The sequence below is a fragment of the Muriicola soli genome (assembly GCF_004139715.1).
Taxonomy (GTDB): domain Bacteria; phylum Bacteroidota; class Bacteroidia; order Flavobacteriales; family Flavobacteriaceae; genus Muriicola; species Muriicola soli.
In genome coordinates, this window is record NZ_CP035544.1 from 767673 (window position 1) to 789477 (window position 21805).

At 43.1% G+C, this 21805-nt stretch carries 17 protein-coding genes and 2 pseudogenes; 7 read left to right on the forward strand and 12 right to left on the reverse strand.

Going from position 1 to position 21805, the window contains the following annotated elements; translation table 11 throughout:
• Positions 1 to 112 precede the first annotated feature (112 nt).
• The 5 genes and pseudogenes from tgt to EQY75_RS03470 all read left to right on the forward strand — a co-directional run bounded on the left by tgt (position 113) and on the right by EQY75_RS03470 (position 6393).
• Entirely contained in the window at positions 113 to 1189 is a 1077-nt protein-coding gene (tgt, locus tag EQY75_RS03450) for a tRNA guanosine(34) transglycosylase Tgt (protein ID WP_425462156.1), read from the forward strand.
• A pseudogene (locus EQY75_RS03455) lies at positions 1189 to 2270 on the forward strand (LptF/LptG family permease). The gene tgt and the pseudogene EQY75_RS03455 overlap by 1 nt, the downstream one beginning before the upstream one ends.
• Positions 2271 to 2401: 131 nt before the next feature.
• Positions 2402 to 3355, forward strand: coding sequence for an acetyl-CoA carboxylase carboxyltransferase subunit alpha (locus EQY75_RS03460; protein WP_129602906.1), 954 nt, complete (start codon positions 2402 to 2404; stop codon positions 3353 to 3355).
• A gap of 167 nt (positions 3356 to 3522) precedes the next feature.
• A pseudogene (gene dnaB, locus EQY75_RS03465) lies at positions 3523 to 5075 on the forward strand (replicative DNA helicase).
• A 115-nt stretch (positions 5076 to 5190) separates the two neighbouring features.
• Complete coding sequence (locus EQY75_RS03470; protein WP_129606918.1) at positions 5191 to 6393, forward strand: asparagine synthetase B; 1203 nt, start codon at positions 5191 to 5193, stop codon at positions 6391 to 6393.
• Here EQY75_RS03470 and EQY75_RS03475 read toward each other — a convergent pair.
• On the reverse strand, positions 6390 to 7205 hold the full coding sequence (locus EQY75_RS03475; protein WP_129602908.1) for an HAD family hydrolase: 816 nt from the start codon (positions 7203 to 7205) through the stop codon (positions 6390 to 6392). The genes EQY75_RS03470 and EQY75_RS03475 overlap by 4 nt on opposite strands.
• A gap of 78 nt (positions 7206 to 7283) precedes the next feature.
• Here EQY75_RS03475 and EQY75_RS03480 point away from each other — a divergent pair, with 78 nt between their 5' ends.
• A complete protein-coding gene (locus tag EQY75_RS03480; protein WP_425462150.1) occupies positions 7284 to 7709 on the forward strand; it encodes a secondary thiamine-phosphate synthase enzyme YjbQ in 426 nt (141 codons plus the stop codon).
• Positions 7710 to 7780: 71 nt separating this feature from the next.
• Here the strand turns inward: EQY75_RS03480 and rplT are convergent, their stop codons facing one another.
• The 10 genes from rplT to EQY75_RS03530 form a co-directional block, all read right to left on the reverse strand.
• Positions 7781 to 8125, reverse strand: a complete 345-nt coding sequence (gene rplT, locus EQY75_RS03485) for a 50S ribosomal protein L20 (RefSeq protein ID WP_129602910.1) — start codon at positions 8123 to 8125, stop codon at positions 7781 to 7783.
• A gap of 86 nt (positions 8126 to 8211) precedes the next feature.
• A complete protein-coding gene (gene rpmI, locus EQY75_RS03490; RefSeq protein ID WP_129602912.1) occupies positions 8212 to 8409 on the reverse strand; it encodes a 50S ribosomal protein L35 in 198 nt (65 codons plus the stop codon).
• Positions 8410 to 8447: 38 nt separating this feature from the next.
• Entirely contained in the window at positions 8448 to 8942 is a 495-nt protein-coding gene (gene infC, locus EQY75_RS03495) for a translation initiation factor IF-3 (RefSeq protein ID WP_174719403.1), read from the reverse strand.
• A gap of 94 nt (positions 8943 to 9036) precedes the next feature.
• A complete protein-coding gene (thrS, locus tag EQY75_RS03500) occupies positions 9037 to 10977 on the reverse strand; it encodes a threonine--tRNA ligase (RefSeq protein WP_129602916.1) in 1941 nt (646 codons plus the stop codon).
• 69 nt (positions 10978 to 11046) lie between these two features.
• On the reverse strand, positions 11047 to 11304 hold the full coding sequence (locus tag EQY75_RS03505) for a DUF6095 family protein (RefSeq protein ID WP_129602918.1): 258 nt from the start codon (positions 11302 to 11304) through the stop codon (positions 11047 to 11049).
• A 40-nt stretch (positions 11305 to 11344) separates the two neighbouring features.
• Entirely contained in the window at positions 11345 to 12238 is an 894-nt protein-coding gene (locus EQY75_RS03510) for a DUF4249 family protein (protein WP_129602922.1), read from the reverse strand.
• Between the two features lie 8 nt (positions 12239 to 12246).
• Entirely contained in the window at positions 12247 to 14646 is a 2400-nt protein-coding gene (locus tag EQY75_RS03515) for a TonB-dependent receptor (RefSeq protein ID WP_129602924.1), read from the reverse strand.
• A gap of 87 nt (positions 14647 to 14733) precedes the next feature.
• The gene (locus tag EQY75_RS03520; RefSeq protein WP_129602926.1) at positions 14734 to 16956 is read right to left on the reverse strand and encodes an NADP-dependent isocitrate dehydrogenase; all 2223 of its coding nucleotides are present in this window, start codon (positions 16954 to 16956) and stop codon (positions 14734 to 14736) included.
• Positions 16957 to 17667: 711 nt separating this feature from the next.
• Entirely contained in the window at positions 17668 to 18981 is a 1314-nt protein-coding gene (locus EQY75_RS03525) for a carboxypeptidase-like regulatory domain-containing protein (RefSeq protein ID WP_129602928.1), read from the reverse strand.
• An 11-nt stretch (positions 18982 to 18992) separates the two neighbouring features.
• Positions 18993 to 19595: a DinB family protein gene (locus EQY75_RS03530; protein ID WP_129602930.1), complete on the reverse strand. Its 603-nt coding sequence runs from the start codon at positions 19593 to 19595 to the stop codon at positions 18993 to 18995.
• Between the two features lie 371 nt (positions 19596 to 19966).
• Between EQY75_RS03530 and EQY75_RS03535 the strand changes: the two genes are divergently transcribed.
• A complete protein-coding gene (locus EQY75_RS03535; RefSeq protein WP_129602932.1) occupies positions 19967 to 20221 on the forward strand; it encodes a hypothetical protein in 255 nt (84 codons plus the stop codon).
• Between the two features lie 21 nt (positions 20222 to 20242).
• Here EQY75_RS03535 and EQY75_RS03540 read toward each other — a convergent pair whose 3' ends face one another.
• Positions 20243 to 21805: an amidohydrolase family protein gene (locus tag EQY75_RS03540; RefSeq protein ID WP_129602934.1), complete on the reverse strand. Its 1563-nt coding sequence runs from the start codon at positions 21803 to 21805 to the stop codon at positions 20243 to 20245.

The window sequence follows — 21805 nt, forward strand, 5'->3', positions numbered from 1 at the left end:
TTTTTTGTTAGGGAAATTCTATAGAGTGTTAGCTATCTTTGACTTCTCAATTAAGGTATTGCAATTTAAACTACAACATACAGATCCGGGTTCGAAGGCCAGGGCCGCAGAAATGATTACGGATCACGGGAGCATAAAAACCCCAATTTTTATGCCTGTGGGTACGGTAGCCTCGGTAAAAGGCGTTCACCAGCGGGAACTCCGGGAAGAAATTGATCCGGATATCATTTTAGGAAATACCTATCACTTGTATTTGCGCCCCAAACCTGAGATATTACAACAAGCCGGGGGCCTGCACGCCTTTATGGGATGGGATCGCAATATTTTGACCGACAGCGGAGGATACCAGGTCTATTCCCTCTCGGGAAACAGGAAGATCAGAGAAGAAGGAGTTAAGTTTAAATCGCATATCGATGGCTCTACTCATATGTTTACGCCAGAGCGGGTCATGGAAATTCAAAGGATAATTGGAGCCGATATTATTATGGCCTTTGATGAATGTACGCCCTATCCATGCGACTATAAATATGCCGAGCGTTCTATGCATATGACGCATAGATGGCTGGAGCGTTGTATCACACATCTTGAGAAGACCCCCCTTCTCTACGATTATTCACAGACCTTTTTTCCCATTGTGCAGGGATCAACCTATAAGGATCTCAGAAAGCAATCTGCAGAGTATATCGCCGGTGTAGGAGCCGAAGGAAATGCAATCGGTGGATTGTCCGTGGGTGAACCCGCTGAGGAAATGTACGGAATGACAGAAGTGGTTTGCGACATTCTCCCGGAGGATAAACCCAGATACCTTATGGGTGTTGGTACACCAATCAATCTTCTTGAAAATATTGCACTGGGAATTGATATGTTCGACTGTGTTATGCCTACCAGAAATGGACGTAATGGCATGTTATTTACAGCAGAGGGCACCATAAATATCAAAAACAAAAAGTGGGAGAATGATTTCTCTGCTATCGATGAGCACGGACCCACCTTTGTAGACAAAGAGTATTCAAAGGCCTACCTGAGGCATCTTTTTGTGGCGAATGAATATTTGGGCAAGCAAATTGCCACGATTCACAACCTCGGCTTTTACCTGTGGTTGGTAAGGGAAGCCAGAAATCATATTTTAGCCGGGGATTTTACCCCCTGGAAAGCGAAAATGGTCAAACAAATGGATAAGCGCTTGTAATGCTGAAGATACTGGATCGGTACATTTTGAAACGCTACCTCCTAACTTTTGGGACGATGCTACTTTTGTTTGTGCCTATCGGGATCATGCTCAACCTTGCTGAGCAAATAGGGAAGATGATAGACAATGAAGCTCCACTAAATGAGATCCTGGTCTATTATATGAATTTTACGATCTACATTGGCAATCTGCTATTTCCAATTTTTCTTTTTCTTTCCATCATATTCTTTACTTCGAAACTGGCCAACAATACAGAGATTGTTGCCATCCTGAGTTCTGGGGTCTCCTACAATCGATTTTTAAGACCGTACTGGATTGGCGCTTCTATCATTGCTGTAATGATGTTTTTATGAGCATGTTTATAGTTCCCAATGCCAGTATCGGATATCATGAATTCAAGTTTAAATATCTCAAAAAAGGCAAACGAGACAGGGTTACCAGCAATATCTTTAATCAGCTGAATGAAAATGATTTTATCTACGTAAGCAGTTTTGATCCCGATAGGCAAATCGGGTATAATTTTACTTTTGAGCACTTTGGGGAAGACAACAAGCTGGAGAGAAAAATTAGTGCAGGCAACATCCGATGGGTGCCTAAAGACAGCCTCTACAGGCTAACGAGCTATACGAGTCGTAAGCTGGTTGGAGAGGAAGAAATTGTCGTAACAAAACGCAGGCTGGATACTATATTTAACTTTAAGATTGACGACCTCACCCCGGTTTCTTACGTAGCCGAGACCAAGAACCTTTTTGAACTGAACAATTTTATCAATACTCAGAAGAAAAAAGGAGCTTCTAATATCAACACCTATATTTTGGTAAAATACAAACGCTGGGCCCTGCCCCTGGCTGCTTTTATCCTTACGATCATCGGAGTGGCGGTGTCATCGGTGAAAAGGAGGGGTGGAATGGGAGTCAATTTGGCTTTTGGAATAGGGGTTGCTTTTATCTATATCTTTTTTGATAAGGTCTTCGGCACCCTGGCTGAACAGTCGGGTTTTTCTCCTTTACTTGCCGTCGTTATTCCCAACCTCGCCTTTGGGGTATTCGGATTCTACCTCTTGCAAAAAGCCAAGAGGTAACTTCAGAAATCATTCCCTTGTTCGTGATTTAATTTACCAACTGTAGGGATAGGCAAAAAGCAAAATCACAAGGGTCAGGTTTCCATTTATATTTTATATTTGTGGGCAGAATCAACCGAAACGAAGAAGAGATGGAATATTTGGATTTTGAGCTTCCCATAAAAGAATTGGAAGAGCAGTTGGAGAAATGTCAGATCATTGGGGAAGAAAGCGATGTGGATGTTACCGAAACCTGCAAGCAGATAGAAAAAAAACTCTCCGAGACCAGGAAAGAGATCTATAAAAACCTCTCGGCATGGCAGAGGGTGCAACTTTCCAGACACCCCAACAGGCCTTATACCCTGGATTATATCAGGGCGATCTGTGGGGAAACCTGGTTAGAACTTCACGGCGATCGCAATGTAAAAGACGATAAAGCTATGATCGGGGGTCTGGGGAAGATCGGGGATCAAAGTTATATGTTCATTGGGCAGCAAAAGGGCTACAATACAAAGACGAGACAGCTCAGAAACTTCGGGATGGCCAATCCGGAAGGATACAGAAAGGCATTGCGCCTGATGAAGTCGGCCGAAAAATTCAATGTCCCTGTAGTTTGTTTTATCGACACCCCCGGTGCCTATCCGGGCATAGAGGCTGAGGAAAGGGGACAAGGAGAAGCTATTGCGCGGAACATCCTCGAAATGACCAGGCTTAAAGTGCCGATCATTGTCGTTATCATAGGTGAAGGAGCTTCCGGTGGAGCTTTGGGAATTGGAGTGGGGGATAAGGTTTTGATGCTTGAAAACACCTGGTACTCTGTAATTTCCCCGGAATCCTGTTCTTCCATCTTATGGCGGAGCTGGGAATATAAAGAAATCGCAGCAGAGGCGTTGAAATTGACCGCTACAGATATGAAGCGCCTAAAGTTAATAGACGAGATTGTAAAAGAACCCGAAGGAGGAGCGCATGCCAACCGGGAAAAGACCTTTGAAATTGTAAAAAACAAAATCAGTAAGCATTACGAGGAACTCCAAAAGTTATCACCAAAAGAACTGGTAAAAACGAGGATGGACAAGTATGCTAATATGGGAGTTTTCAGTGGTTAAAACCCTGAGTTAAAACCTTTGAGAAAAACCGGAGTTAATTAACTTCGGTTTTTTTATGTTATCAACACATTTTTGTAACTTATCAACAGGCAGATTGTTGATGAACCGTTAATATCCGAGTCCCGAATTTGAATGTTAACTTAAGGTTAATGCATACTTTTACACTCATGGAGAAACCAAGTCCGATTGTGGGCCATAAAATTGGCAAATCGTCTCTGATCAACCTCGAGAAGGGTAAATTACCCCCTCAAGCAGTTGATTTAGAGGAAGTTGTGCTTGGTGCAATGATGATCGATAAAAAAGGAGTAGACGAGGTAATCGATATTCTTCATCCGGATGTATTTTACAAAGATGCGCACAGGTTTATTTATGAGGCCATCTTCCAGCTGTTCGAAAGCTCCGAGCCGGTGGATTTATTAACCGTTTCGGCCCAATTGAGGAAGGAAGGAAAGCTCGATCAGGTAGGTGGGGATTTTTACCTCATAAAACTCACTCAAAAAGTAGCCAGTTCTGCACATATCGAATTCCACGCCAGGATCATTCTTCAAAAATTCATTCAGCGTAGTTTAATCAAAATATCAAGTGAGATAATAGAAGACGCTTACAATGAGGGAACTGATGTTTTTGATCTGCTAGACAACGCGGAAGCCAAACTCTACGAAGTAACCCAGGGGAATTTAAAACGCTCTGCTGAAACTGCTCAAAATCTGGTCATCCAGGCCAAGAAAAAGATTGAAGAAATATCCAATAAGGATGGACTTAGCGGAATTCCATCCGGATTTGACAAAGTAGACAAATTGACCTCCGGTTGGCAACCCAGTGATCTGATCATTATCGCTGCACGTCCTGGAATGGGTAAAACCGCCCTTACCCTTTCAATGGCGAGGAACATGGCCGTTAATTCCAATATACCCGTGGCTTTCTTTTCCCTGGAAATGTCTTCTGTGCAATTGATCACCCGACTCATTTCCTCTGAAACCGGATTGTCCTCTGAAAAGTTGAGAACTGGCCGACTGGAAAAGCACGAATGGGAACAGCTCAACGTAAAAGTAAAAGCATTAGAAACGGCACCCCTCTTTATTGATGACACACCATCGCTTTCTATTTTCGATCTAAGGGCCAAGGCCAGACGACTGGCTTCACAGCACAAAATAAAACTTATCGTTCTTGATTACCTGCAGCTTATGACCGCTGGCGGAAGCCAGAAAGGAGGTAACAGAGAACAGGAAATTTCTACTATCTCCAGAAACCTAAAGGCCCTGGCAAAAGAATTGAACGTCCCGGTAATTGCGCTCTCACAGTTATCAAGGGCAGTAGAGACCCGTGGGGGAGCAAGAGGCCTATCCTATCAGACCTCAGGGAATCGGGAGCTATTGAGCAGGATGCCGATATCGTATCCTTTATTTATCGTCCTGAATACTATAAAATAGACGAATGGGATGATGAAGAGCGCACGCCTACACAAGGTCAGGCCGAGTTTATTGTGGCAAAACACCGTAATGGTGGTTTAGATAATATTAGGTTAAAGTTCATTGGACAACTCGGTAAATTTGATAACTTGGATGACTTTGATTCACCTTTTGAGTTCCAATCAAAGATGAATGCAGACGGAGAGAACCCTTTCATTACCAAAAATCTGCCTAATGCAGATGAGGCCTTTGGAAGCAGTTTGAATGATAATCCAGATCTCGACGCGGATGACAATGAAGTCCCATTTTAGAAATTACTACTCTCTATTCTATAGTCCCGATTGCTTTTTACCATCACTTCTTAAATTGAAGACCCTTTTTACCGTATTCGGATTTCTTTTTATCAGCACTGCTTCTTTCGCAACCATGATTCTCCTTCCGATGGATGCGGAAAGTCAGGAGAACCACCTCAAGGCATATGGAATAACGTACTGGGTGCTGACCAAGGAACAAAAAGTTCAATGGTTACTCAATTACCGCGGGGGTTCCTTTTTACTCCCCGACGGGGAAGCTATCCGAAGGGAATGCCAGATCAGAGGAGTCTCTTTTGAGATCATCTCTGATGCAAAAGCCGAAGCTATCCTCGACGCCATCGGGAGTCCTTCCCAGAATCAGGAAGCCGTGATTCTGGAGAAAGCACCGAAAATAGCGGTCTACAGTCCAAAAGAAAATCAGCCCTGGGATGATGCCGTTACCATGGTACTCACCTATGCTGAAATCCCATACGTAACGGTCTATGACGAGGAAGTTCTGGATGATCAATTAGCACTGTACGATTGGCTGCACCTGCACCACGAAGATTTTACGGGACAATACGGCAAATTTTACCAGGCATACCGTACTCAGCCCTGGTATATTGAAGGGAAACTGAATGCCGAGGCACGTGCCGAAAAACTCGGTTTTTCCAAGGTTTCAGAAGAAAAGGGAGCTGTGGCCGGAAAGATCAGGGATTATGTTATTGGTGGTGGATTTATGTTTGCGATGTGCTCTGCAACAGACAGTTTTGACATTGCCCTGGCGGCCAGGGGAGTGGATATCTGCGAGCCCATGTTTGATGGGGATCCCTCAGAGCCTAATTATCAGGGAAAACTGAATTTTGACAATACTTTCGCCTTTGAGGATTTTACGCTGGAACGCAATCCGCTTCGGTATGAATTCTCTTCCATTGACATGACTAATAAAAGACGAGGCGTGCCCAGGGAATCGGATTATTTTACCCTGATGGATTTTTCCGCCAAATGGGATCCCGTGCCTACGATGTTGTGCCAAAATCACACTATGCTCGTAAAGGGCTTTATGGGGCAGACCACGGCATTTGAAAGGAGTGAAATCAAGCCTGTTGTCCTGGTATTAGGCGAGAATAAAATCAATGGGGAGGCACGCTACATCCATGGGATTAAAGGAAAGGGATTTTTCACCTTTTACGGAGGACATGATCCGGAAGACTATCAGCACCGTGTTGGTGATCCCAAAACAGAACTTGAATTACATCCGAATTCTCCGGGATATCGCCTTATTTTAAATAATGTACTCTTTCCTGCTGCGCGTAAAAAAAAGCAAAAAACCTAATCCAGGCTTTTTAATAATTCTTGTAGTACTACTTCCACACCCATTTGTTCGTTGCTCTTTGTCATATACCTAGCGGCCTTAAGGACATTAGGATGTGCGTTGGCCATTGCATAGCTGAAGTCGGACAAGGCCAGCATTTCAAGGTCATTGTTGTAATCTCCAAAAACCATGGTTTCTGCGGGCCCAATTCCCAGTTCACCTTGTATAATTTTTAAGGCATGACCCTTATTGGCATTGGGATGTGAGATGTCTACCCAGTGACGTCCGGAGATCTTGACCATCAGTGAATCCTCAAATGGGGAAACAAGTGGGTAAATATGTCGTTCTGAACTTTCAAAATGATAGGCGGCAATTTTCATAACCTCCTGATCAAATCCCCGCAGGTCATCAATGATCTCAAATTCGGTATAGTATTCTTTAAGAACACTTAAAAACTCAGAAGAATGGCCTGCTACATATGCGTTATTCCTGGCGCAAAGTACGGGATGAATACCGCTGTTTCTTCGTAGTGTATTGAGGACGGAATTCTTTGTAGTGGGATTCAGGGGAGTGGAAACAATTTCCCTGTCGGCTTGCATGGCGAGGCCTCCATTTTCAGCAATGACGAAGATTTGGTCTCTGATGGGTTGCAATTTGGATACAATACTGTTGTACTGTCTTCCACTGGCGGCGGCAAATCGAACTCCCTTTGTTTTAAGTGCCTCAAATAGCTCGAAAAACCTGTCGCTTACCTGATGTTCAGGGTTGAGCAGGGTCCCGTCCATATCGGTTACCACTAATTTAATTCGGGAGATGTCGCTAGGCTTTTCCATTTTAAGGTGTAAAGGTATTTGTATTGTTTAAATTCTGTATTACTTTATGGTAAAGTATTACAAGTAAATGATAATTCTATGTTGATAGTTCATCAGAAAGAGATTTCATTGGCTCCATACCCACGTGGATTTCATTTGATTACTAAGCGGGTCATTCAGGAAATGCCGGAGATTGAGAAAATAAGTATGGGCATGTTGCAGGTGTTTATCAAACACACTTCGGCCAGCCTTACGATTAATGAAAATGCTGATATCACGGTCAGGGAGGATTTTGAACGTCATATCAATGTAATGGTCCCTGAAAATGCGCCTTACTACGTTCACACTTACGAAGGGGCCGACGATATGCCTGCGCATATCAAAGCTTCAATGATGGGCAGTAGTGTGCAAATACCCATAACGAATGGCACACTGAATCTGGGTACCTGGCAGGGGATATATCTCTGTGAGCACAGGGATCGTAGCCGGGGACGTTCATTGCTTCTCACTGTCTGGGGTTTGTGATTTTTAATACACTATCCACAAAAAAAAACCCTTCGAATGTTCGAAGGGTTTACAGCGAAATAAATAAATCTCTATTTTATTTTGTCGACCACTGCCTTAAAGGCCTCAGGATGATTCATGGCAAGGTCTGCCAATACTTTCCTGTTGAGTTCGATGTTGTTGGCTTTTACTTTTCCCATAAATTGAGAATAAGACATTCCGTGCATTCTGGCCCCGGCATTGATCCTGGTGATCCAGAGGGAACGGAAATTCCTTTTCTTGTTTCTGCGGTCTCTGTAGGCGTAAACCATCGCCTTTTCAACGGCGTTCTTAGCAACCGTCCATACGTTCTTACGTCTTCCAAAGTATCCTTTGGCTTGCTTGAGCACTTTTTTTCTTCTCGCTCTGGAAGCAACTGAATTTACTGATCTTGGCATTTTTCTTTAGTTTTTTGTAGCAGGCGGCTGTTCTACAGCTCTTTAATGCCCAACTCCACGGTTAATACTTGTTACCTTGTGTTGCGTTATTTTAATCGCAACTGCTCTTTAATACTATTCTCATCCGAGCTGTGTACCAGGGTAGAATGAGTTAAGCGAAGCTTACGCTTTTTTGATTTCTTGGTCAGAATATGACTCTTGTAGGCGTGCTTCCTTTTGATCTTTCCAGTACCGGTAAGTTTAAACCTTTTTTTGGCACTGGACTTTGTTTTCATCTTAGGCATTGTTCCTTTGTCTTATGATTAATCTCGCTGTGATATTCTTACTTTTTGGTCTTTGGCGCAATGAACATCGTCATCCGTTTTCCTTCGAGTCGCGGCATTTGTTCAACTTTTCCGTACTCTTCCAATTCCTGCGCTAATCTCAACAAGAGGATCTCTCCCTTGTCTTTGTAAACAATCGACCTGCCTTTAAAAAAGACGTAGGCCTTAAGTTTTGCTCCTTCCTTAAGGAACTTTTCTGCGTGTTTTTTCTTAAACTCGTAATCGTGGTCGTCCGTATTCGGCCCAAACCGTATCTCCTTTACGATGACTTTGGTAGCCTTGGCCTTCATCTGCTTCTCGCGCTTCTTCTGCTCGTAAAGGAATTTTTTGTAATCTATAATTTTACAGACCGGGGGTTCAGCGTTAGGTGAAATCTCAACTAAATCTAATTCCAGTTCTTCAGCCTTGTTGAGTGCCTCCCTGATCGGGTAGACTCCCATTTCCACGTTATCACCAACGAGGCGTACCTCAGGCGATAAAATCTTTTTATTGATCTTGTGAGGGTTTTTATTTTCCCTCCTGGGTTGGGGTCTGAATCTTCTTCGTATTGCTATGGCTACTTCTTTTTAATTAAACTCTTTTATTTTTTTAAAACGTCTTTAATGTACTATTTATTTCTGTTTCAACCAAGTCGGCAAAATCGTCAAGGCTTATGTTTCCTATATCTTCGCCTCCGTGCCTTCTCACAGAAATCGTTCCTTCTGCTTCTTCATTCTCTCCAACAATCAGCATGAAAGGAATTTTATTCATTTCAGCCTCCCTTATTTTCTTACCCACGGTCTCATTTCTGGCATCAATGAGCGCGCGAATTTCGTTATTTTCTATCGATTTTAAAACTTTTTCCGCATATTTTTCATGTTTCTCGCTGACTGGCAAGATGATAGCCTGCTCGGGAGTTAGCCACAATGGGAAATTTCCACCGGTGTGTTCCAGTAAAAGGGCTACAAACCGTTCCATACTGCCAAATGGTGCCCTGTGGATCATCACAGGTCTGTGTAATTCATTATCGCTTCCTTTGTAGGTGAGGTCGAATCGTTCAGGCAGGTTGTAATCTACCTGTATGGTACCCAGCTGCCAATTTCTGCCAAGTGCGTCCTTGACCATAAAATCGAGTTTAGGGCCATAAAATGCGGCTTCTCCGGCTACTACTTTGAAGTCTAAACCTTTTTCTTCTGCAGCATTGATTATAGCCTGCTCAGCTTTTTCCCAATTTTCAACAGCACCAATGTACTTTTCAGGTTTATCTAGATCTCTAACAGACACCTGGGCGGTAAAATGATCAAAACCCAATGAGCCCAAGACGTAAAGGGAAAGATCGATTACGTTTTTAAATTCCTGATCCAATTGCTCCTGGGTACAAAATATATGTGCATCGTCCTGAGTAAAGCCTCTTACGCGAGTAAGACCGTGTAGTTCACCACTTTGTTCATATCTATATACGGTCCCAAATTCGGCATAGCGCTTCGGTAATTCCCTGTAGCTAAATGGCTTTGCATTGTAGATCTCACAATGATGCGGGCAATTCATCGGCTTCAGGAGGAACTCTTCATCTTCTTTCGGGGTATGAATGGGTTGAAAACTGTCTTCCCCGTATTTTGCGTAATGTCCGGAAGTGACATACAAGTCTTTTTGACCGATATGGGGGGAAATGACCATCTCGTAACCTGCTTTTTTCTGAGCCTTTTTAAGAAATTGCTCAAGTCTTTCCCTCAGGGCTGCCCCTTTTGGTAGCCATAAGGGTAATCCCTGACCTACCTTTTGAGAAAAGGTAAATAATTCTAATTCCTTCCCCAGTTTTCTGTGATCACGTTTTTTGGCCTCCTCTAAAAGCTCGAGGTATTCCGTAAGTTCCTTCTGCTTAGGAAAGGATATGCCGTATACGCGTGTCAATTGCGGATTCTGCTCATCTCCCCTCCAATATGCTCCCGCAACACTTAGTAGTTTAAGCGCTTTGATGTAGCCTGTATTCGGGATATGGCCTCCCCGGCAGAGATCGGTAAAGCTGTCGTGATCACAAAAAGTTATTGTACCGTCCTCCAGGTTGGAAATCAGTTCTACCTTGTACTCATTCCCCTGTTTTTTATAATAATCGAGAGCATCTTTTTTGGTTACCTCCCGCATTTTATAGGGGTGTTTGCCCCTTGTTATTTCGATAGCTCTTTTCTCAATCTCGGGAAAATCCTTTTCGGATATGTTGTGTTCCCCGAAATCTACGTCGTAGTAAAATCCATTTTCAATGGCCGGGCCTATAGTGAGTTTTATCCCTGGGTACAATTCCTCTAAGGCTTGTGCTACCACATGAGAAGACGAATGCCAAAAGGCTTTTTTCCCGAGTTCGTCTCTCCAGGTGTACAGGGTGAGGCTTCCATCCTGTTCTAGCGGAGTCACGGTTTCTACAATCTGGTCGTTGAATTTGGCGGAAATAACGTTCCTGGCCAGGCCTTCACTGATATCTAGGGCAACATCCATGGGGGTAACCCCTTCATTAAAAGTCTTGACGGAGCCGTCAGGGAGCGTAATGTTGATCATATTTTTTGCCTTTTTCTCGGCGTGGCAAAGATAATGCGTTGTGCCTAAGCGGACAATAGTCTGCCCTTCTTAATTCCGACTGCGGGATGATTTGCCAAATAAAGCGTCTACCACCGTTTTAATACTGTAAAAGCCCATCGCAATAGCGGCAAGTGCCAGGATTGCTCCTACAATTAAAACAGGAAGGTACCAGGGGTGTTCCTGATTTTTAAAGGCCTGATAGAGAACAACCGGGGCAGTAAACATCAACGCTACGGTATAAGCGAGATATTTAACCCCTTTTAACAACAACTCCTTATTCGTCCTTAAGCCTGAACTATTTTTCATGAGTTGCAAAAATACAAATTATGAAGTTGAAGTTTTAATCCTAATTTATAGTTACCTGTCCTTTTTCTTCCTGTACGATGGCAAAATACCCCAAAGGGAATACTTCAGGTTGATCAACATTGTCAAGGACATTGATATTGTCGAGGTCCGTGACGTCAAAAACATTACCCCTCACCGTTGTGACCGGCGTCTGGAATGGCCCCTGGCCGTCACCGCTTTGTTCGATCAGTTGATCCATGTAATTGTAAAAAGTCTGATCAGTCCCTAAAATGCTTATATCCAGCACTGTTCCCGGCTCAAAGGAATCCTCGTAGAAAAAAGAAAACTCGAACTCCTGTCCCTTGTAAAATTCATCCTCCGTAACCAGGTACTCACCAAAGCCAAAATCGAAGAGATAATAATTATCTACATCAGGCTGGTCTGTGAAGTTAACAGTGACCTCAGTTTCGTTATCCCCAAACAAGGTGCCTGTACCCTGGGTAATAGAATTAATGGGAACAGTAGGGACGTATTTCGTCTGGGCCAGGTATAGTCGTCCCTCATGTCTGATAAATAGGGTGTAAAGATAATCGCGATCAAGAAAAGAGGTTGGAATTCTCTGGTCTGAACTGAAGTCGGGATCAGGGATATAAATACCCGATCCGGGACTGGTTTCTGCCAGAGTTGAAGAGCCCTGACTGATCACTATATCATCTTCAATTTCCTCAAATGATATCAGAACACTCTCTGCGGAAGTGGGTACATTTTCCTCAAAAAAATTGCTCGACAGCGATAACCTAATCTCTATCGGAATGTAAGTTTCATTAATATCAACCCTGATTAGCCCGTCTACTACCAGTCGAGAGTCCTGCTCAGGAAGATCTACATCAATGACATCCTCGCAGCCAATCAATAGTGTAGCGAATATCAGACTAAGAAATAGAAAGCGTTTCATGGTTCTGCTTAAAATTTAAAATTATAGGTTACCGCAGGAACTATCCCAAAAATTGAGGTTCTCACTGCTTCATTTACACCGGTATCCTGATTTCTCCTGAAATTAATAGCTGCAGCATTCATCCTGCTATAAGCATTGTATATGCTAAACACCCATTCAGACTGAAAATTTCGTTTTTCGTTCTTCGCAGGTGTGAGTGTGGCTGAAATATCGAGTCGGTGATAATCTGGTAGTCGCTCTTCATTTCTCAAACCATAAAAGGGTACAGTAAGACCTTGAAATTGAAACTGACCTACCGGATAATTGGTGGGCTGCCCGGTCTGATAAACAAAGTTGGTATTGAATCGCCATTTCTTATTCAAATCATAGCTTCCATAGAGGGAAATATCATGGGTTTTATCATAGGGGGTACTGTACCACTGTGAAAAGTTGATCCCTGTTTCCCGGTTTGAACGGTTGTTGTCAAAAGATGGAGTTCTTCCCGGGGTACGCTGCTCCGACCTGGAAAGGGTGTAGGCCAGCCATCCTTTGAAGCGACCCTCATTTTTTCGAAAAAGAAGCTCCAGGCCATAGGCCCTTGCTTGCCCATTAAGAATCACCTGCTCAATTGCATTATTTGCGATAAGATTAGCCCCGTCAATATAATCGATCCTGTTTTGAATGTCTTTGTAAAACACTTCGGTTTCCAAACTGTATTCCCCATCCTGGAGGTTTCTGAAATACCCCAGGGCATATTGATCTAGAATCTGAGGTTTAACAAAAGGACCACTTGGGGTCCAGACATCCAGCGGAGTAGGGGAACTGGTATTTGATAACAGATGCAGGTACTGCGTTATTCTTGTATAACTGGCTTTTACTGATTGATCAGGATCCAAGGTATATGCCAAAGCTATCCGCGGTTCCAAATTAGTAAAGCTGGCCAGTTGCTCTCCCCGTCCGGGGGAAATAGTTCCTATTGGGGCTGCTTCCTGATATACCAGAAGGAATGGATCAAAGATTACAGGATTGTCATTTTCATACACATTGAGTTCGTCCTGCCCAAAACGGATAAAATGACTCAGCCGCAAGCCGTATTGCAGACTAAGGGAAGAAGAAATCGAATGTTCAACATCCACATAAGCCGCAAATTCATTCGCGTATTTTTTGGTTAATTGTTCCTCCAGTATTCCTGAATCAGGGCTATTAGGAACTATTTTACCCGGATTGAAGGTGTAATAGATATTGTTCAACCCGTAATTTACCTGGAAGGTATCACTGAGATAGTGCTTGAGGTCGTACTTTAAATTAAAGTTCCTGATTCCTGAATTCCATTTAAATCCAACAAAATCCAGTTCCAGGCCGTAATAGAAATCGGAGTAGATCAGGGATAAATTGCTAAAGAGCTTGTCGGAAAACAGGTGGTTCCATCTCAGGTTCAATACACTGTTACCATAGATGTTCTCAAAATTATTTGAGATAGCAAATACGTCCCGCCCAAAATAACCTGAGAGAAACAAATTGTTATTTGCATTAATCTTATAATTCAATTTCGTATTCAGATCATAGAAATAGGCGGTATTGTCTATGTCGAAAAGCGGTAGGAAAAAATGGGCATAAGAAGCTCTTCCCCCAATAAGAAATGCCGATTTGTCCTTGACAATAGGGCCTTCAGCCAGCAATCTGCTCGCCACCGCTCCAATTCCACCATTCATCTTAAACTCTTTGCTATTTCCTTCTTTTTGGAATATTTCAAGAACTGAAGAAACCCGACCTCCGTAACGGGCGGGAATTGCACCTTTAAACAATTTTACATCTTTGATGGCATCCGGATTAAAAACGGAGAAAAAACCGAATAAGTGGGAGCTGTTAAAGATGGTAGCTTCATCGAGCAGGATGAGGTTTTGATCGGCTGCGCCACCCCGGACATTAAAGCCAGATGCCCCTTCCCCGGCATTGCTCACCCCTGGGAGAAGAATTAGTGACTTGATGATATCTGCTTCCCCCAAAACCACGGGAATATTCTTTATGGTTTGGACTGCCAGCGTATTTACACTCATCTGGGGTTTACGGATGTCCAATTTTTCAACGTTTTCAACCACCACCACCTCCTCGAGGATTTCGGCCTGCTCTGTGAGTTGGAAATTCAGCTTTTGGTTCTGATCAAAAGTTACGCTTTGAACAATATCCTGGTACCCCAGATAGCTGATAAGCAGTTCGTAAGTGCCCTCCGGCAGGGTAAGCGAATAGAAGCCGTATTCGTTTGTCGTAACCCCGGTACTCAGTGAGGGAATGGCAATGGTGACACCAATGAGTGTCTCATTACTCGAAGCTTCACTAATGGTACCGCTGATTGTGAAGCGATCCTGGGCCAGGGAAAAGGAACAAATAAACAGGAAAAAAATCGGCAGATACCGATTTAGGAAAATCATAGCAAAATTTTCCTAAAAATAACAAAGTTTAGGGCATTTCAAATGCCTAAAAACAAATTGTCCGAAAATTTTTAAATGCCTCCTTCTTTACCTGAGCTCTTTCAACACCTTATTAAAGGAATCACTCGGCCGCATTGCCTCTTCAAGCAAGGCAGCGTCGGGTTTGTAATAACCGCCAATATGTTGCTGCTTGCCTTGTGCATCTTCCAATTCTTTGAGAATTGCAGGGGTATTTTCTTTTAATTGTTGAAAAATATTTTCAAAGGTAGCCTTCAGTTTCGCATTTTCAGTCTGACTAGCCAGAGCCTGTGCCCAATACAAGGCCAGGTAAAAATGACTGCCCCGTGTATCGAGTTCTCCTACTTTTCGAGACGGCGAACGGTTATTGCTGAGAAAATCCTCTGTTGCCGCATCCAAGGCTTCTGCCAGGACGTGGGCTTCCGGATTTGAATTTTTCTGACTGTAGAAATCCAGGGAAACAGCAAGAGCGAGGAATTCACCAAGAGAATCCCACCGCAAATGACCTTCTTCCAGAAATTGCTCCACATGTTTTGGTGCAGATCCACCGGCTCCTGTTTCAAAAAGACCTCCTCCTTTCATCAAGGGTACTATAGAGAGCATTTTTGCACTGGTTCCAACCTCCAGGATCGGGAATAAATCTGTGAGATAGTCGCGCAATACATTTCCTGAAACCGATATGGTGTCTTTCCCTTCTTTTAGTCGGATCAGCGTAGCCCTGGTAGCTTCATCCGGAGAAAGTATTTGAATGTCTAATCCTGTTGTATCTTCGCGGGGAAGATATTGCTCAACCTTTTTTATGAGTTCCCTGTCATGGGCTCTGTCCTTATCTAACCAGAATATAGCAGGAGTCTGTGTGGCCCTTGCACGGGAAACTGCAAGACTAATCCAGTCTTGTACCGGAAGATCTTTCACCTGGCACATCCTCCAGATATCTCCGTCCTCCACCTGGTGCTCAATCAGGACTTTTTTGGTATAGGTATCTACAACACGGACAACACCTTGTCCTTTGATCTCAAAGGTTTTATCATGTGAGCCGTATTCTTCAGCTTTTTGAGCCATTAATCCAACGTTGGGAACCGTGCCCATAGTTCGAGGATCGAATGCGCCGTGTTTTTTACAAAATTCAATTGTTGCACGATAAATCCCGGCGTAGCTGCTATCAGGAATTACGGCTTTGGTATCCTGAAGTGCCCCGTTATGATCGTACATCTTCCCCGAAGTTCTGATCATCGCAGGCATGGACGCATCAATGATCACATCACTGGGGACGTGCAAATTGGTTATTCCCTTATCAGAATTTACCATGGCAAGCTGAGGTCCTTCCTCGATGGATTGCATGATGTCACCTTCTATTGCCTTCCTTTCTTCCTCAGGCAGTTTTTGAATTTTTTCCAACAAACTCTCCAGCCCATTATTGGCACTTATCCCGATTTTGCCAAAGGTTTCACCGTATTTAGTAAAAACATTTGAAAAGTAAACCTCCATCACATGTCCGAAAATGATAGGATCAGAAACCTTCATCATGGTAGCCTTCAGATGTACGGAAAATAGTACCCCTTTCTTTTTAGCATCGGCAACTTGATCTTTCAGAAAAGACAAAAGGGCATTTTTGCTGAGAACTGAAGCATCGATTATCTCGCCAGATTTTACAAGGATATCGCCCTTGAGCAGCGATCTTTGTCCTTGGTCATTTATAAATTCGATGGCTAATACAGTATCCTCAGGCAGGGTAATTGATTTTTCATTTGCTTTAAAATCCCCGGCAGACATTGTAGCTACGTGAGTTTTAGAATCCGGCGACCAGGGCCCCATTTTGTGTGGATTCTTCTTTGCGTAGTTCTTAATAGGTTTGGGAGCCCTTCGGTCAGAATTACCTTCTCTCAGGACAGGGTTTACCGCACTTCCTTTGATTTTGTCGTATCTCGCTTTAATGTTCCTTTCCTGTTCGGTGGAGGGTTCATCCGGATAGAGGGGAACAGGATATCCCTTTTCTCTCAATTCTTCAATGGCTTCTTTTAATTGGGGAATAGACGCACTGATATTGGGAAGTTTGATAATATTTGCATCAGGTGTTTTTGCCATTTCGCCTAAAACGGCAAGGTCATCTGTTATCCTTTGTTCTTCTTTTAGAAATTCAGGGAAGTTGGCGATAATCCTTCCTGCCAGAGAAATATCCTTGGTGACCACCTCAATATTTGCCGTTTTGGTAAAGGCCTCTACAATAGGTAAAAACGATCGGGTTGCCAGAGCCGGAGCCTCATCAGTAAGGGTATATACGATTTTGGACATATAAAAAATTCTTAGGTTGCGAGCGAGCAAAGATACAATTTTTATGTCCGCATAAAAGCGTAAAACACCTAATCGGGAGGGGAGAAGGGAGGTGATCTTTCAAGAGAGAAAAAACAAAAGCCATATCATTGTAACGGGTACATTGATATGGCTTTTTAGAAACAACTTGCATTTTCCGGCACCGAGGTGCCAAAAGCTCATTCCGAAGAATGATAGCACGGTTGTTTCAACGTTTGAAACACAATTCGCTTTCAATTTTTCAACCGAAACCCGATTCATGTCTCTTCTTGTTGCGATGATATGTTCTCCTTTAGTACCTAACCCTGAGGTTGCGTACTTGGTTAGAGCATATCTTTCTGCCGTCTAAAAGCCGAAACTTTTGTCTGACAGTATGTTTTTCTTTTCCGAAAACCGAAGTCCCCGGTCGTGAAAATGCCCATAGCAACAATATAAAGAACGTCAACTCTATAGTGATTATCGGTATAATCCACAAGGAACTTCCCTCATAACCACAGGTAAATGTAACATAAACATTGATTTATGCAAAATTTGTAAGGGTTTAGAAATCAACATTTTATAAACCTATGTTATAAACAATTGTTTATAAGTTGAAAAGTATAGGCTTAGCCATCTCTCAAGCCCTTAAAAGAAAAAAACTGCCTGAGAGATTCGGCAGTTTTTTTAAGGATGTTCTGTCGTTTACACTTAAAGTTAACCCTGCTTTCGCAGTTGTCGCTGAATTTTTTTAATGGCAGATTCGATAGATTTCTCTGGTTCTATGATGTTGTACTCTCCCCAGAAGTCGGGATCTGAAAAGCCTGAAGCCTCATCACTGAGGATCATAGTAGATTTTAGGCGGTCTCTGTACCTGGGTTCAGACAGTTCAGTATTTCTTTCCCAATCCGTTACTGCCATCTCACAGGTCATGCTATAAACCGAATTGAATAGTTTTTTATCCCAATCTATCTTAAATTCCAACAAGGCATTGCTGTAGCCGTAATACCACCTCCCGTCTTTCTCCCTGTAATCAACCCTGTATGCAACTTCGACAGGATACACCTCAGCATTTCTGGGTTTTTTTCGGACAAAAAGCCGGCTGGCTTTGACTCGATCTGTAATATTCAGCGAATAGATGGCGCTGGTAAGCACTTTTCGCTCTACATCGATGTACAATTCCCCGCGGTAAAGCGGATCGAGAATATTTTCCCTCTGGTTAAAACTGATGACGTAAATTAGCCTATCATTAATCCTCGTAGAGCGATCAAACTTAAAAACGTAATCATCGATACTCTGTTCGGTGAAAATATATTCAGGATACTTCATCACATCGACATACAAGGCGTTAAATGGTCCTCCCTGTAATTTTAGTACCAGGGTATCCAACTTACTATAGTCGGTGCTTTTGCGCGATTTAAACATCTGTACCGCATCGCGCCTGCTGGAACTGTAAGGGGTTTTATAGATGGAGACCACTGCCTCTGAAAGCGAAACGTTCCTTCTTCTTTTTTTAATGGTTTCCCTGTAAAATGCAGTCATGAGACTGGGGTCCTGCAAATAATTCTCCCCTTTTTTTCTCAGGGTCTCCTTCACCAGAGTAATCGCTTCTCTCGGCACACTGATTTTCACCTCAGGCAATTCGGTTACCAGGACATCAAGTTCTATTTTGTTGCTATCCTGATTCAGCGATGCCAGGGGAACTGTCTTTGACCGGTAACCTAAAAAACTCACTTCCAGGGTAGTACTTTCTGTATTTGATGGGACTTTTAATAAAAACCCTCCTTCGGTATTGGTCACTGTGCTGATATTGGTGCCTTCGAGTGTAATCGTTGCAAACACCAGCGGTTTGTTTGTTTCACTGTCAACTATTTCCCCTCTGTAAGAGGTGTATTGTTCCGCAGTTACCGGAACCTCCTGATAGGCAAAATTCTGCAGGGGAATGCCCAGCAAGAGGAGGAGAAAGAGGCGTGCCATCTTTCCATAAATCCTGATATTTATAATGTACGTATAAAGGCTATTTTTTTTCATGGCGATTTATTTTATTCCGGAAAATCCTCATGGTTGATGACCTCGTCCATCTGAGCCACGTGCCGATCCATATGACCCGACATAAATAGAATCATTTGGTAGGCATCAATAGTCCCGAAAGGGAGTTGTCCGTAATGATTGCGAAGATCGTCTTCCGTTGTTTTTAAATATTCAATATGCTCCGAACGCTTTGCTAACAGAGCATCCAGAGTTTCTTCATAGGAACCAAATTTTCCACTGGGCTCAAATGGTTCTGATGTTTTTACTTTCTGAGTCCTGTCACGGATCATATCCATAAGTTGCCCATCCTGCATCTTCACTTCAGATCGCCTGGCAGGATCCGCAGGATTTTCCAGTGAAGCAGTAAGCATATCGTGAAATGCATTCTCAGAAATAGTGAGATGTTCCACTCCTTCAGCTATAGACCAGCTACTCGCATCTGGTTTAAAGTTCAGCTGTTCCTCGCTTAAACCGTCAAGGGTGTTCAATAATTGGTCTTTTGCCTTTGTGAGTTCACTTACGGCAAAGTTTCTTTCTTCTTCGGTTAGTTTCACAATGTCTGAAGTAAAACCGAAAAGTATCAGGCAAAGCACTGGCAAAAATAATTTTTTCATGATTTTGAGTTTTGGATTGATGTTCTCTCGTGGCAATCCTTTTCACGGCCATTATAAAGATACGAAAATGCGCAATGCCTTTCAAAAGGATTTAGCCTACTTCTGAGTATCGTCAATCAGTGCGGAAAAGTCGGTTTGAAAAATTAAATCACAACGCTAAACCAAGGAAAGATCAATTCCAAAGCACTGATTTTCACGACGAAATGTCAATTTAAAAGACCAACTGCTCCCTGCCATAAATTTCTTCAACGGAGAAATTATACCCTTGGTCTGCTTTTTACCCTCCTACCGAAAAATATCTGACTTTCAGCGATTTACAAGTTAATAAAACCCTAAACGGTAGTTTCTTTAATAGACCCAATACCCAAACTGTGAAAGTTCAACTAAGCTGTTTCCTGATTATATTTTTTACTGCAGGAATCGCTGCTCAGAATTCAGAAGATCATGCTAAAGTGGAAAATTATCAAGTGGATTATTTTCTGGTCGATAGGCCTGATGGTTCTCTTTTTAATAGGGAAGTTGAAAAAGCTGAAACTGAGAAAATAGCGCGATTGTATCGATTTAAAAATGCCCGTGTAAAAGCTGAACTGGCATTTAAAACTAAGAAACAACACTTTACCGTATAAAACAATACCTTATGACACTGATTATTCTTTTACTCCCGGTTGCAATATTTTGTAGTCTTCTGCTTGTTTTTTCTCCTGCACAAGCCGTTTCACGTCCTCTAAGAGTGCCTTCGCGTCGTAAATAATTCCATCCTTGATGGTATAGCGAACGCCGCCTACCCTGACAACCTCGTTGTCTTCGGTAAGCTTAATGGCGCCGGTACCGTAGAGTACTTTTAAATTCTCTAATGGATTTTCCTCTACGATTACAAAATCGGCTAATTTACCTACCGTTACGGTTCCAATTTTATCGCTTACACCCAGTGCTTCTGCACCATTAAGAGTTGCGCTCCTGATAATTTCGAGTGGATGGAATCCTGCTTCGCGCAGTAATTCCAATTCCCTCACATAGGCAAATCCGTAGAGTTGAAAGATAAACCCAGAGTCTGAGCCTGTGGTGACCCTTCCTCCGCGGTTCTTGTACTCATTGACGAAAGTCATCCACAAACTGTAGTTTTTCTTCCAGGCGACCTCCTGTTCGGTACCCCAATAGTGCCAATAGGAGCCATGTGAAATCTTACTGGGCTGATAAAATTCCCAGAGAGAGGGTAAGGTATATTCTTCGTGCCATTCTGCCCTTCGGGCACGTTGTAAGTCTCTGCTGGCCTCGTAAATATTAAATGTGGGATCAAGGGTAAAGTCGAGTGAGATCAATTCGTCCATCACCTTATTCCAATGCTCCGAATAGGGCGGCGCAGCCTGTTGCCATAACTTACCCGCTTCTTCAAAGCGATGTTGTTCATTATTGTAATTATAGTCGAGCGGATAATCCTGTACGGTTCTGTCTGTAAATAAGGCTTCCGGTAATCCGTACCAGTGTTCCATACTGGTGAGGCCTGCCCTGGCTGATTGAAGGACGTTCCATCGGGCAACATCGAGCTGAGCGTGGTGACAAGCTGAACGAAGCCCCAATTTCTTATTCTCCTCCAAAGCGGCAGTCATGATCTCCGGGGGTGCCCCAAAAAACTTAATCCCATCCGCTCCTTTATCTGCATTCTTCCGTACCCATGCCCTGGCCATCTCCGGAGAGCTGATCTCTTCCTGACTGCCCTGCCCAAAGCCGGTGTAAACAAAGATCCTGGGCGCTACGATCTCATTTTTTGCGCTTTTTCTTTTCAGGTCCATCGCAAAATCGACGCCCCTGCCAGAAGGTTCTCGAATTGTGGTAATTCCATGACCCATCCAAAGTTTAAAGACATAGTCCGGATCTGCTCCCTGGGAATTCCCTCCGATATGGCCGTGCATATCTACAAAACCAGGCATAAGGTACATACCCGAAGCCTCTAATTCTTTACCCCCGGGCATCAGTTTTGGTCTTCTGGATTCCCTGATCTCAACTCCCGGATAACCTATTACCTGCACTTTTTTGATGATATTGTTTTCCACAACAATGTCCACAGGACCTATCGGAGGAGCACCATTGCCATTGATCAGGGTGACGCCCCTGATAATGAGCTGGGAAAAAGGGCCATCCCCTTCAGGAGTTTGGCCAAAAGAAATCAGGCTGAGAAGTATAAAGCTTGTAAAAATGTACAGTTTTTTCAT

Coding starts and splice junctions, on each gene's coding strand:
- tgt (WP_425462156.1), top strand. CDS start 113: ATGATTACGGATCACGGGAGCATAAAAACCCCAATTTTTATGCCTGTG.
- EQY75_RS03460 (WP_129602906.1), top strand. CDS start 2,402: ATGGAATATTTGGATTTTGAGCTTCCCATAAAAGAATTGGAAGAGCAG.
- EQY75_RS03470 (WP_129606918.1), top strand. CDS start 5,191: ATGATTCTCCTTCCGATGGATGCGGAAAGTCAGGAGAACCACCTCAAG.
- EQY75_RS03475 (WP_129602908.1), bottom strand. CDS start 7,205: ATGGAAAAGCCTAGCGACATCTCCCGAATTAAATTAGTGGTAACCGAT.
- EQY75_RS03480 (WP_425462150.1), top strand. CDS start 7,284: ATGTTGATAGTTCATCAGAAAGAGATTTCATTGGCTCCATACCCACGT.
- rplT (WP_129602910.1), bottom strand. CDS start 8,125: ATGCCAAGATCAGTAAATTCAGTTGCTTCCAGAGCGAGAAGAAAAAAA.
- rpmI (WP_129602912.1), bottom strand. CDS start 8,409: ATGCCTAAGATGAAAACAAAGTCCAGTGCCAAAAAAAGGTTTAAACTT.
- thrS (WP_129602916.1), bottom strand. CDS start 10,977: ATGATCAACATTACGCTCCCTGACGGCTCCGTCAAGACTTTTAATGAA.
- EQY75_RS03505 (WP_129602918.1), bottom strand. CDS start 11,304: ATGAAAAATAGTTCAGGCTTAAGGACGAATAAGGAGTTGTTGTTAAAA.
- EQY75_RS03510 (WP_129602922.1), bottom strand. CDS start 12,238: ATGAAACGCTTTCTATTTCTTAGTCTGATATTCGCTACACTATTGATT.
- EQY75_RS03515 (WP_129602924.1), bottom strand. CDS start 14,646: ATGATTTTCCTAAATCGGTATCTGCCGATTTTTTTCCTGTTTATTTGT.
- EQY75_RS03520 (WP_129602926.1), bottom strand. CDS start 16,956: ATGTCCAAAATCGTATATACCCTTACTGATGAGGCTCCGGCTCTGGCA.
- EQY75_RS03525 (WP_129602928.1), bottom strand. CDS start 18,981: ATGAAAAAAAATAGCCTTTATACGTACATTATAAATATCAGGATTTAT.
- EQY75_RS03530 (WP_129602930.1), bottom strand. CDS start 19,595: ATGAAAAAATTATTTTTGCCAGTGCTTTGCCTGATACTTTTCGGTTTT.
- EQY75_RS03540 (WP_129602934.1), bottom strand. CDS start 21,805: ATGAAAAAACTGTACATTTTTACAAGCTTTATACTTCTCAGCCTGATT.